The sequence below is a fragment of the Candidatus Phaeomarinobacter ectocarpi genome, assembly GCF_000689395.1.
GTDB lineage: Bacteria > Pseudomonadota > Alphaproteobacteria > CGMCC-115125 > CGMCC-115125 > Pyruvatibacter > Pyruvatibacter ectocarpi.
This window is the reverse complement of the sequence record NZ_HG966617.1, coordinates 3162536-3172233: the sequence shown is the minus strand read 5'-3', so window position 1 is coordinate 3172233 and position 9698 is coordinate 3162536. Positions and strand designations below refer to the sequence as shown.

The 9698-nt window shown below is 59.4% G+C and carries 15 protein-coding genes; 5 read left to right on the top strand and 10 right to left on the bottom strand.

What is annotated here, in order from left to right; translation table 11 throughout:
• Positions 1 to 586 precede the first annotated feature (586 nt).
• Together BN1012_RS15175 and BN1012_RS17575 are read right to left on the bottom strand one after the other, a co-directional pair.
• Complete coding sequence (locus BN1012_RS15175; RefSeq protein WP_043950243.1) at positions 587 to 1840, bottom strand: CaiB/BaiF CoA transferase family protein; 1254 nt, start codon at positions 1838 to 1840, stop codon at positions 587 to 589.
• A 30-nt stretch (positions 1841 to 1870) separates the two neighbouring features.
• Entirely contained in the window at positions 1871 to 2323 is a 453-nt protein-coding gene (locus BN1012_RS17575) for a GNAT family N-acetyltransferase (protein WP_043950242.1), read from the bottom strand.
• 45 nt (positions 2324 to 2368) lie between these two features.
• Between BN1012_RS17575 and BN1012_RS17570 the strand changes: the two genes are divergently transcribed.
• Positions 2369 to 2863: a GNAT family N-acetyltransferase gene (locus BN1012_RS17570; RefSeq protein ID WP_043950241.1), complete on the top strand. Its 495-nt coding sequence runs from the start codon at positions 2369 to 2371 to the stop codon at positions 2861 to 2863.
• A 5-nt stretch (positions 2864 to 2868) separates the two neighbouring features.
• Positions 2869 to 3615: a creatininase family protein gene (locus tag BN1012_RS15160; RefSeq protein WP_043950239.1), complete on the top strand. Its 747-nt coding sequence runs from the start codon at positions 2869 to 2871 to the stop codon at positions 3613 to 3615.
• Here the strand turns inward: BN1012_RS15160 and BN1012_RS17140 are convergent.
• The 4 genes from BN1012_RS17140 to BN1012_RS15140 all read right to left on the bottom strand — a co-directional run bounded on the left by BN1012_RS17140 (position 3612) and on the right by BN1012_RS15140 (position 5511).
• On the bottom strand, positions 3612 to 4109 hold the full coding sequence (locus BN1012_RS17140) for a flavodoxin (protein WP_052535451.1): 498 nt from the start codon (positions 4107 to 4109) through the stop codon (positions 3612 to 3614). The two genes, BN1012_RS15160 and BN1012_RS17140, sit on opposite strands and share 4 nt — an antisense overlap.
• A 113-nt stretch (positions 4110 to 4222) precedes the next feature.
• Positions 4223 to 4624 (bottom strand): DUF1761 domain-containing protein, encoded by a 402-nt coding sequence (locus BN1012_RS15150; protein ID WP_043950238.1) that lies wholly within the window; start codon positions 4622 to 4624, stop codon positions 4223 to 4225.
• Between the two features lie 27 nt (positions 4625 to 4651).
• Entirely contained in the window at positions 4652 to 5026 is a 375-nt protein-coding gene (locus BN1012_RS15145; RefSeq protein ID WP_244442914.1) for a Rieske (2Fe-2S) protein, read from the bottom strand.
• Positions 5023 to 5511: a GFA family protein gene (locus BN1012_RS15140; RefSeq protein ID WP_043950236.1), complete on the bottom strand. Its 489-nt coding sequence runs from the start codon at positions 5509 to 5511 to the stop codon at positions 5023 to 5025. Before BN1012_RS15140 ends, BN1012_RS15145 begins: the two co-directional genes overlap by 4 nt.
• 48 nt (positions 5512 to 5559) lie before the next feature.
• On the opposite strand from BN1012_RS15140, the gene BN1012_RS15135 reads away from it, so the two are divergent.
• Positions 5560 to 6003 (top strand): bleomycin resistance protein, encoded by a 444-nt coding sequence (locus BN1012_RS15135; RefSeq protein ID WP_043950235.1) that lies wholly within the window; start codon positions 5560 to 5562, stop codon positions 6001 to 6003.
• On the opposite strand, the gene BN1012_RS15130 is transcribed toward BN1012_RS15135, so the two are convergent.
• Genes BN1012_RS15130 through BN1012_RS15120 form a run of 3 tightly spaced genes read right to left on the bottom strand, consistent with a single transcriptional unit; the run spans position 5996 to position 7028 of the window.
• The gene (locus tag BN1012_RS15130) at positions 5996 to 6424 is read right to left on the bottom strand and encodes an EVE domain-containing protein (RefSeq protein ID WP_043950234.1); all 429 of its coding nucleotides are present in this window, start codon (positions 6422 to 6424) and stop codon (positions 5996 to 5998) included. The two genes, BN1012_RS15135 and BN1012_RS15130, sit on opposite strands and share 8 nt — an antisense overlap.
• A complete protein-coding gene (locus tag BN1012_RS15125) occupies positions 6424 to 6747 on the bottom strand; it encodes a YciI family protein (RefSeq protein WP_043950232.1) in 324 nt (107 codons plus the stop codon). Before BN1012_RS15125 ends, BN1012_RS15130 begins: the two co-directional genes overlap by 1 nt.
• A gap of 2 nt (positions 6748 to 6749) precedes the next feature.
• Positions 6750 to 7028, bottom strand: coding sequence for a YciI family protein (locus BN1012_RS15120; RefSeq protein WP_043950230.1), 279 nt, complete (start codon positions 7026 to 7028; stop codon positions 6750 to 6752).
• 163 nt (positions 7029 to 7191) lie between these two features.
• Here BN1012_RS15120 and BN1012_RS15115 point away from each other — a divergent pair, with 163 nt between their 5' ends.
• Positions 7192 to 7611: a hypothetical protein gene (locus tag BN1012_RS15115; RefSeq protein ID WP_043950229.1), complete on the top strand. Its 420-nt coding sequence runs from the start codon at positions 7192 to 7194 to the stop codon at positions 7609 to 7611.
• A gap of 12 nt (positions 7612 to 7623) precedes the next feature.
• Here the strand turns inward: BN1012_RS15115 and BN1012_RS15110 are convergent, their stop codons facing one another.
• The gene (locus tag BN1012_RS15110; protein ID WP_043950228.1) at positions 7624 to 8634 is read right to left on the bottom strand and encodes an NAD(P)H-dependent glycerol-3-phosphate dehydrogenase; all 1011 of its coding nucleotides are present in this window, start codon (positions 8632 to 8634) and stop codon (positions 7624 to 7626) included.
• 71 nt (positions 8635 to 8705) lie between these two features.
• Between BN1012_RS15110 and BN1012_RS15105 the strand changes: the two genes are divergently transcribed.
• Complete coding sequence (locus BN1012_RS15105) at positions 8706 to 9356, top strand: TetR/AcrR family transcriptional regulator (RefSeq protein WP_043950227.1); 651 nt, start codon at positions 8706 to 8708, stop codon at positions 9354 to 9356.
• The last annotated feature ends 342 nt before the right edge of the window (positions 9357 to 9698 follow it).

Genomic DNA, 9698 nt, shown 5'->3' with positions numbered 1-9698 from the left:
GTGCCTTGCGGCAAGTCAAAAGTCGAGAGAAGTACTGGAGTTTGTTGCGCCCCGACCCCGGCCTTGAGCTAAGCGCTATCGGTCTCCTACTCCAGCTCCGGGCAGCGCCGCCAGGGTCAGAACCCAAGCTGCGATGGGGTACACCGGCTCCCAAGTCAGATCCTCGACAAGGCCGCTGTTCAGGCGAGCCATGTAATAAATGAATAGCAACCATACTGGTATCGCGAGTGCCCACCACTGCGACCAGCCGATGTGGCTAAGCCGTCGCGCTGGCCAGTAAAACAGCAAGTAGAAGGCACCAAGACTGGCGATCAGCAAAAACCCAGTTAGAACGAGCGCACGACCCATCGACCCATCGATCCCCCTTGCACAAACTCGATCAACCAATCATTCCGCAATGCGGCCCACTGCAAGCCGACAAAGACCAATGCTATACCGACTCGTATGGCGAAGCCGACCCTCTCAAGCGGTGGCGCCCTGTGCGCCACGGCAACCGAACCAATCGGAATCGCCAGAAGCAGCAGGACCGACATTGCAGTTATGGTACCGCCTGCTCCGCTTTCGGCCATTGTCTAGCTTTCGTAAGTTAGCTTGCTGTTTTCGCTATCTCGTCTTCACTCAACCCAGCCTCCCGCAATACCGCTTCCGTGTCTACGCCCAGCGCTGGTGGATGGTGGCGGTGCGTCGCGGGTGTCTTCTCAAAATTGACGGGCTGCTTCATGGCAACGTAGGTGCCTTCCGTGGGGTGCTGGTGGTGTTCGAAGAAGCCGATGGATTGCAAATGCGGGTCGCTGGTGACGTCGTCGAGGCGGTTGACGCGCATGGCGGGGATGTTCTTCTGCTTCAGGAGATCGATCCATTCCTCGCTGGTGCGGGTCTGGGCAACTTCTTCGACTAGCCCGTAGAGCGCCAGCACGTTCTGGGTGCGGTTCTGGTAGGTGTTGAAGCGTTCGTCTTCCTGCAGCAGGCCTTTGCGACCGCCCAGCTCGAAGAAATCATCCCATTGACGATCCGAGTACGGAACAATGGAGAGATAGCCGTCCTTGGTCTTGAAGGGGCGGCGATTCGGGTTCAGCACGCGGGAATAGCCGTAGCCGCCGACGGGGGGCTCGAAGCAGTGGCCGTAGAGGTTCTCGCTCATGGTGAAGCTTGTGAAGCATTCGAGCATGGGGACTTCCACGAACTGGCCCTCGCCGGTGCGCTGCTTGTGATAGAGGGCAGCCAGTGTCGCGTAGACCATGTGCAGGCCTGTCGTCTTGTCGGCCACGAGGCTCGGCAGATAGGCGGGGCGTTCAAACTGTTCGCCTTCAAGGCCGGCGCGCTTGTTGACGCGTGGTAAGAGGTCAGTGCCGCCGGATGCTGCCTGAATCAGATCATCGTAGGCCTGCAGACCGCCATAGGCGCCGTCCTTGCCGAAGCCCGCGGCATGCACATAGACGATCTCGGGGTTGATCTTCCTGACCCCTTCATAGTCGATGCCCAGCCGCTCCATGCCTGCATAGCGGATGTTGGACGCGAAGACGTCAGCGTCCTTGATGAGGGTTCTAAGGGCCTCGCGGGCTTCTTCCTTTTTGAGGTCGAGCATGACGGACCGCTTGTTGCGGTTGTAGGTCATGTAGAGCGGCCCCATGCCCGGACCTACCGGCGACTTGCCGCCCCAGCGCAGGATGTCGCCGCCGGGGGAGCCTTCCGCCGTCGGTGCTTCGATCTTGATGACCTCGGCGCCCAGATCACCGAGGATCTGCATGGCGTAGGCGCCCAGCACCACGGAGGTGCAATCAACAATCTTCACGCCCGCGAGGGGGCCTGTGTTTTTCACTTCGGTAGACGTGTCGGGCATGGGAGCTTGTGTCCGTATCAGGAGGGATCGCTAGAGATTTCCCGGCCAGCTATAGCGTGCATCCGGGCATTTTTCTTCATTTGATTGGCCGTCCGTCAGCTCGACGCAGCGGAAGCCTTGGGATTCATACAGGGCGCGGGCGGGGGCGTTGCTCTGGAACACCCACAGGTCGAGGCCCTGGGGCCGGTCGCGCATGACATGGGTGAGCAGCGCCATGCCAATGCCTTCGCGGTGGTGGGCAGGGTCTACATAAAGCTGTTCAAGCCATGTGTCCGTATAGGCGGCAACACCGGCGATGACGCCATCGGCTTCTGCCACGACTACATTGCACTCCGGCAGCATCTTGTTTGTGATGAACCACAGATCCTCTTCCGCCGTGTGGACCACGGGCACGCCGGGCATGGCAGCGCGGGCGGGCGTGAAGGCGCGGGCAATGGCGACTGCGTCTTCTGGGATTGCGGGTCTGATGGTGATTGTTGTCATGGGGTGATTTGCCGTAACCCGGTGAGTTGGGTCAAGCTGACCCCAATGGGCGAAAAACCTGACATAGACATTGTGGTTATGGATGACACCACCCGCGAGGCTGCGCATGAGCTGATGCGCGCGCAATGGGGCGACCGCGTGGTGTCCCTGGGGCGGGTGGTCGATCCTTTTGATATTCCCGCCCGTGTTGCCATGTCCGGCGGTGTATTTGCCGGTGTGGCTGCCTATCTGATTGAGGCGGACGAACTGGAAGTGGTGGCGCTGGCATCAACCGGTGCCGTATCTGGCGTCGGACGCGCCTTGATGGATGAGATGGTGAGTGTGGCTCGGCAGGCTGGCCTGAGACGCGTGCGCCTGATCACCACCAACGACAATCTGCAGGCTATCGGCTTCTACCAGATCATCGGCATGACGATTGCGCGCGTTGGCGTCAATGCCATGGAAGAGGCGCGCAAACTCAAACCTGAAATTCCGCTCACCGGGAACCAGGGCATCCCGATCCGCGATGAAATCGAATTTGAATATCTCATAGAGGGCTAACGCTTATGTTGCTGCACCATTCTACCTGGCAGGAAGTCGATGACTATCTGACCCGCTCGAAAGCCATTGTCATTCCTATCGGCTCCACCGAGCAGCATGGACCGACAGGACTGATCGGCACGGATGCGTTGTGTCCGGAGATCATTTCACATGAAGCGCAGAAGGATGCGGACATTCTGGTGGGGCCGACCTTCAATGTGGGCTGCGCGCAGCATCATCTGGGCTTTGCCGGGTCGATGACCCTGCGGCCGTCCACCATGATTGCGGCCATTCACGATTGGGTGTCGTCGCTGGCGGTGCACGGGTTTGAGCGGGTGCTGTTCTTCAATGGCCATGGTGGCAACATCGCCACCATCAATGCGGCGTTCTCAGAAATCTATGCGGACCGCTCGCTTGCCGGTGAAGCAAGCAATCGTGGCCCGGTCAAGTGCAAGCTGGACAATTGGTGGGACTACAAGCCCGTCATGGACATGTGCATGAAGACCTATGGCAAGGGCCATGGCAGCCACGCGACGCCCTCTGAGGTTGCGGTGACGCAATGGGCGTATCCGGATTCAATCAAGACCGCGGAGGTCAGCCCGACAATTGCACCCAATGGCCGCTTCACGGATGCTGAGGACTACCGGAACAAGTTTCCCGATGGGCGCATGGGCTCTGACCCGACGCTTGCGAACCCTGAAGACGGCGGCAAGCTGGTGGCGCTATCTGTCACCGGGCTGAAAAGCAGTTTTGAAACATTCGCGGCCAGCTAGGCTTCACTTTCAAGGATGTCGGCGAAGCGTGCTGCCTTGGCGTCCATATCCGGAAGCTTTCCGTCTTCTGTCATGATTGCGAGCCGGTGCTTGATTGGCTGGCCGAGCATCTCCGCCATCATGTCGAACGCCTTGTCTGGCTCCGACTGACCGCCATAGGTGAGGAAACCGGCGATGCGGCCCGGCATGTCGGGCCTGGCATCCAGCAGCGCGCGCATGGGCAGGCAGGGGTAGCTTGTCCAGATGGGTGTTCCCAGAACCACCAGATCGTAGTCGGCAGGCGTGTGCCGCAATTGGCCGATGCGGGGCAGGTTGCCTTTGATGCTGTTGAAGCCTGCCCGCAGAAAGCGCCACCAGCCGAACAGGCCGAGGCGATAGCGCCGGCATTCAATTTCCTCAATGTCGGCGTCGAGCAATTGTGCCAGCCGCAGGGCGAGGCGGCGGGTGCGGCCGGTGCGCGAGAAATAGATGATCAGGGTTTTGCTGTTTGCCATGGGCCGGACAATGCCGTGTCCATGGCAAGATTGCGTTGATCAGGGTCAAATGGTTTGTGGGCAGACCACACGCGTCCCGTGTCCCCGGATCAAGTCCGGGGATACGGGGCGTGTTACTGCCAGCCGCCGAGGATCGCGCCCATGAAGGCGAAAGCGGTGGCGGCGTGCAGACCGTCGATGATGACAAGGTTGCGGCTGGTGCCCTGAAAGGCTGCGTTCAATGCCTTGTTCGCCGTCACGAGGCTGATACCGATTACAAAGCCGAGGATAGCGCCTCCGAGCCATGAGGCGATGCCTGTCTGTGCGATGACGACTGCAAGTGTGATTGCCATGACGATCTGCAGGACGCCTGCGAAGATGTAGGTGGAGGCTTCTTGCTGAATGTCGTCATCGGTGAGGCCGGCGGCTGCCATCCAGGGCTTGGCGAAAACGCCGTACCAGATGGCACCTGTGGCGAAGCCTGCGACGGCGGCAGCAAGCACGGCCAGCCAGTTCAGATTGGTGAGAATATCCATGAAATATGTCCCCTAGCAGCATTATATCTATTGGCTGATGGTGATCATACCATTGTCTATGATGACCGGAATGGCAATGAGGGATTTGCCGGTACACGGGCCGGATGTGCACAAGCCATCGCCTATGTTGAAGATCGCCCCGTGGGTGGAGCAGATGATCTCATCTTCGGCCATGGTCAGAAACTTGTCCGGCCAGGTTTCCAGGGGCGTGAAGGCGTGGGGACATTCATTGACATAAGCCGTGACGCTGTCTCCATGCCGCACGACGAACATGTCGAACCGCTCCTTGCCTTCACCGAACAAAAAGCCGCGTGCGCCGGGCTCGCGAATTTCCGACAGGGCGCAAAGCTGTGTGCCGGGCGCCGGGGCGCCCACGCGGCTATGCCACGGTTCCATTGTCATGTGGTCGGGACCCAGTTCGGGGTCATTGCCTGCCACTGGGCTTCCAGATCAACGTCTGTTTCGGGCTGGTGTGGATAGGCAAGTTCATCGCTACGAATCGTGACGTGGGCCTGCTTTGAGGACGTCCAGATATGTCCGGCGGGCACGAGCCATGCCGCGTCGTCTAGGGTGCCGGCCTTGACGTTCAGTTTGTCGCCATAGCCGGGGCGTTGATGGGTCAGTCGCGTGCCGCAGGTGTCGCAGAATGTGCAGGTCTGATGACCGCCCTTTGAGATGGGGCGCAGAAAGACTTTTGTCGGTCCCGCAATGTCAAAATCCGCAAGTTGCACCCGCAGGCTTTCGCCGAAGGCACTCGAGGTCTGCTTCTGGCACTCGGTGCAATGACACAGATAGAAAACGACCGGCGCGCCTGAAATCGTGTAGCGCACAGCGCCGCACTGGCAGCCGCCGGTGAGGGGTAAAGAGGGTGGTGTGAGCTTTGCCATGCTGAGATAAGTGTCCGATCAATAGGAGCGCCACCATAGGCTGCTCATATGACATCAGGAACCGACGCCGTGCAAAATGCCCTTGTGCCAGAGCTCACTGTCAGCGACTACGCGGCCAGCGTTGCTTTTTATCGTGACCTGCTGGGATTTGCCGTCCGCTATGAGCGGATGGAAGAAGGCTTTGGATTTCTGGAGCTCTCGGACGCGCAATTGATGCTCGACCAGGCGGATCTGGGGCGAACATTTGCGGTGGGCGGCGCGCCGCTTGAAACGCCGTTCGGGCGTGGTGTGAATTTTCAGATCAGGGTTGATGCTGTGACACCGATACTGGCAAGGCTTGCGGAGGCCGGTGTCGCGCTTTACCTGCCGCTCGAAGACAAGTGGTATCGGGTCGACGACATCGAACGCGGCAACCGGCAGTTTGCGGTTGCTGATCCTGACGGGTATCTGCTGCGGCTCTTTGAGTGTCTCGGTGATCGCCCTGCTACTTAGGCGCTTTCTTCAGCCCGCCCATGGCGCAGACTTTTTTCCATTCAGCTGGTGTGACCGGCTGGACGGAGAGGCGTGAGTTCTTGACCAGCACCATGTCTTCAAGGGCAGGGTCGCCCTTGATGTCAGCGAGGGTCACGAAGGTAGGCATGGGCTCAACGGCCTTGAGCTGGACCATGCCGAACTTGCCCTTGGGGTCGGACGGGTCCATCACGTGCTCGCCGATCACTTCCACAATGCCGACCACCTGCTTCTCATTTACCGAGTGATAGAAGAAGCCCTTGTCGCCAATCTTCATGTCTTTCATGAAGTTGTTGGCCATGTAGTTGCGTACGCCGTCCCATTCGGTGCCCTTGGCGCCGCATTTGACCTGATCATCCCATGACCATGTTCCGGGTTCGGATTTAAAGAGCCAATAGGCCATCAGATAGTCTCCGGTGTTCCGACCAGCCATTTCCACGGTCTGATCTCATAGGTTTCAAATACGCCCTGTGTGACATAGGGATCTTCTGCCAGCAGGGCCTGCGCCTGAGCCAAGGTGGGCAGGCGCAATAGGAACATCGAGCCGATCATCCGCTCACCGGCTTCATCAGTGACGGGGCCGCCCATCTGCATGATGGCTTTGCCGTCTGCATCCTTCTGACTTTCCCAATAGGCGAAGTGTGCTGCCCGCGCGGCCATGCGTTTTTCAAGATTGTCGGGATAGTCGGTGCCCAGCACGATCCACAGGCGGTTGGTCTGTGTCATGGCTAGTTGCCCAGCAGCCACTTCCACGCGCGGATGTCGACGCGCGCAAACAGCCCGGCTGTCTGATAGGGGTCCTCGGCCTGAAGGTGTTCTGCTTCTGCACGGTCTGCCACATCGATGACCAGAAACGACCCTTCCATGTGTTCGCCCGCATCATCCGTGTAGGGGCCGCCCAGCTTGACCTTGCCGGTCTCGCCCCAATACGCGAGGTGCGCGTCGCGATTGGCAAGGCGCAGTGCTTCGCTGTCGGGTTTGTCGATGCAAGTGAGGGCAAAAAGCATGGTGGGCTATCCTTTGAGATGCGGTTTGGCGGCAAGATGCGCGAGCGACCGCGTGGTGGCAAGCATTGCGTTGCGCCAATGCGGCAGACGGATGCGTGAAAGCGGACTGGACAAACTGTAGCGAGCGCTACATATTTCCCTTTCAGAAAACTGGAGGGCGGCAATGTCTCAGGAATTTCACAAGTTCTGGCTCAAGATTTCAGCGATCGTGATCGCCTCGTTCGGGCCGGTAGCCTTTCTGGCAACCATGCCTGAATACTCTGAAGCAGCGCGCTTTTCGCTGGATCTGCTGGATTGGCCGCTTGATGGCCAGCAGACCTATGAAGGGCCGACCATGCATTTCATGTCGGCGCTTCTGGGCGGGTTTCTGTTTGGCTGGGGCGTGATGATCTGGTGCCTGTCTGTGTGGGTGCATGATCTTGCCCCCGAAGGCGTCCGCAAGTCTGTGCTGACCGGCGCGCTGGCATGGTTCTTCCTGGACAGCGCCGGCTCCTACGCGTCGGGGGCCTGGCCCAATGTGCTGTGGAATGTGCTGGTGCTGCTGATGATTGTCGGCCCCCTGTGGCGGCCGGCGAAAACCTAGCAGGGCAGCCGGTCAGCTCTCGCGGCGGAAGGGCCGCGACAGCAGGGCGGTGATGGCATCGTCGACCGTTGCAGTTCCCGTGACCACGGAAGCAACGGCCTCGCAGATGGGCATTTCAACGCCATGTTTGCGTGCCAGGGCCACGACAGCGGGGGCGGTTGCAACACCTTCGGCAACGGACACACGTTCTCCCAGGATTTCGGCAAGGGGTCTTCCTTCGCCCAGCGCCGCGCCAAGAGACATGTTGCGGCTTTGCAGGGACCCGCAGGTGAGGATGAGATCGCCAAGGCCTGACAGGCCGCCGAGGGTTTCTGCCCGGGCCCCCAGCGCCACGCCAAGCCGGGTGAGTTCTGCAAAGCCGCGCGCCGTCAGGGCGGCGGCAGCGGACGCGCCAAGTTTCTTGCCTTCAACGATGCCGCAGGCGATGGCCAGCACATTCTTGACCGAGCCACCGATTTCCGCGCCGACAAGATCAGCGGCCTGGTAGGGGCGGAATGTCTGAATGCCTATGGCGTCAACCAGGGCGGTGCCCACATCTTCGTCGGCGCACGCCAGGGTAACAGCTGTGGGCAATCCGCGTGCGACGTCTGCGGCGAAGGATGGCCCTGACAACACTGCGGGGATGGCATGGGGCGTTGTTTCTTCGAGAACCTGCGTCATCAGTTTGCCGGTGGATTGTTCAATCCCCTTGGCGCAGATCGCGACGGGCGTGCCGGGGCGTATGCGGTCAGCGAGTTGCGTTGTGACACTGCGCAGGGTTTGCGCCGGGCATACCAGTAGAACAACGTCGGCTTTGGCCACCGCTTCATGATCGGTTGTGGCGCGAATATTCTCGTCCAATGCAATGCCGGGGAGGTAGACACTGTTTTCGTGGCGCGTGTTGATCGCGTCGGCCACTTCAGGCTCATAGGCCCACAGGGTCACGTCCCGGCCAGCCCGCGCTGCAATGCTTGCCAGGGCAGTGCCCCAGGCGCCGGCGCCGATGATGCCGATGCTTTGAATTTTGGTGTCTGCGCCGGTCATTGGGGGGATGAAACCTGTTTTGACTGAATGGTTCGTTGATTATTCATTCTCGCACCTTACACTCGCAGGTCATGACAGAAAAAGACGACATCAGGGAACGGATTTTGGAGGCGGCGCGGGAGCGGTTTCTCCATTACGGGTACGGCAAGACCACAATGGCTGAGATCGCGCGGGACTGTGACATGTCACCGGGCAATCTCTATCGCTTTTTTCAGGGCAAGCTCGATCTTGCCGAGGAAATCGCAAGCCGGGCGACGGTCGAGACCATGGAAGAGCTTGCCAAAGCCATTCGTGCACCGGGCAAGAGCGCGACGCAGGCCATGCGGGACTATCTGTTTGGCAAGCTGCGCATGACCTACACCAATCTTGAAAAAGACCCGAAGATCATTGAGCTGGCACACACCGTGTCGGCGGAGCGGCCGACATTCTCCACCGACATGCTGCAGCGTGAACGCTCCATCATGATGGAGATCATCGCCAATGGGCGTGAGCTTGGCGAATTTGCGACCAATGACGTGAACTTCACAGCCGAGATGATTCAGTCTGCCACCATGAAATTCAGCTATCCGCAGCTCTGGTCGCGGCTGACACTGGATAGTCTGGAGCGGGAACTGGCCGGGGTCTTTGACCTGGTGCTGGGGGGGCTTTGCCCGGATCGCACCCTGTTTGTGGGTGGCGAACGCCCGCAGGCCGAAGAAGACGACATTCAGAAGACCGGCTGACACCTAATTTTGCGATGTGCCTGAGATTTGGTCGGGGCTCAATTCCGGCTGAAAAATCGGCATTTTATGCATTTCAGCCATGCATGGTCCGCTGTGGTCCATATGCGGAATCGGCGTTCTCGACCAATTATTCCTTATTTATCAGTGCTTTACGGGCGTCATTCGAGCGCGTCTAAACAATGAACATTTTGCAAAACGTTCATTGTTTTCCGTTTAGGGTGCCCCTATATCGAGTGAGCCGGACGGGGTTCGGCGGTGTTCGCATCCAGGCCATAGGGGCCTTGGGGACACCAGCTAGGGAATTGAGGGCACATCATGCGGTACGCATCATTCAGACTTGCC

Coding starts and splice junctions, on each gene's coding strand:
- BN1012_RS15175 (WP_043950243.1), bottom strand. CDS start 1,840: ATGCCCGACACGTCTACCGAAGTGAAAAACACAGGCCCCCTCGCGGGC.
- BN1012_RS17575 (WP_043950242.1), bottom strand. CDS start 2,323: ATGACAACAATCACCATCAGACCCGCAATCCCAGAAGACGCAGTCGCC.
- BN1012_RS17570 (WP_043950241.1), top strand. CDS start 2,369: ATGGGCGAAAAACCTGACATAGACATTGTGGTTATGGATGACACCACC.
- BN1012_RS15160 (WP_043950239.1), top strand. CDS start 2,869: ATGTTGCTGCACCATTCTACCTGGCAGGAAGTCGATGACTATCTGACC.
- BN1012_RS17140 (WP_052535451.1), bottom strand. CDS start 4,109: ATGGCAAACAGCAAAACCCTGATCATCTATTTCTCGCGCACCGGCCGC.
- BN1012_RS15150 (WP_043950238.1), bottom strand. CDS start 4,624: ATGGATATTCTCACCAATCTGAACTGGCTGGCCGTGCTTGCTGCCGCC.
- BN1012_RS15145 (WP_244442914.1), bottom strand. CDS start 5,026: ATGACAATGGAACCGTGGCATAGCCGCGTGGGCGCCCCGGCGCCCGGC.
- BN1012_RS15140 (WP_043950236.1), bottom strand. CDS start 5,511: ATGGCAAAGCTCACACCACCCTCTTTACCCCTCACCGGCGGCTGCCAG.
- BN1012_RS15135 (WP_043950235.1), top strand. CDS start 5,560: ATGACATCAGGAACCGACGCCGTGCAAAATGCCCTTGTGCCAGAGCTC.
- BN1012_RS15130 (WP_043950234.1), bottom strand. CDS start 6,424: ATGGCCTATTGGCTCTTTAAATCCGAACCCGGAACATGGTCATGGGAT.
- BN1012_RS15125 (WP_043950232.1), bottom strand. CDS start 6,747: ATGACACAGACCAACCGCCTGTGGATCGTGCTGGGCACCGACTATCCC.
- BN1012_RS15120 (WP_043950230.1), bottom strand. CDS start 7,028: ATGCTTTTTGCCCTCACTTGCATCGACAAACCCGACAGCGAAGCACTG.
- BN1012_RS15115 (WP_043950229.1), top strand. CDS start 7,192: ATGTCTCAGGAATTTCACAAGTTCTGGCTCAAGATTTCAGCGATCGTG.
- BN1012_RS15110 (WP_043950228.1), bottom strand. CDS start 8,634: ATGACCGGCGCAGACACCAAAATTCAAAGCATCGGCATCATCGGCGCC.
- BN1012_RS15105 (WP_043950227.1), top strand. CDS start 8,706: ATGACAGAAAAAGACGACATCAGGGAACGGATTTTGGAGGCGGCGCGG.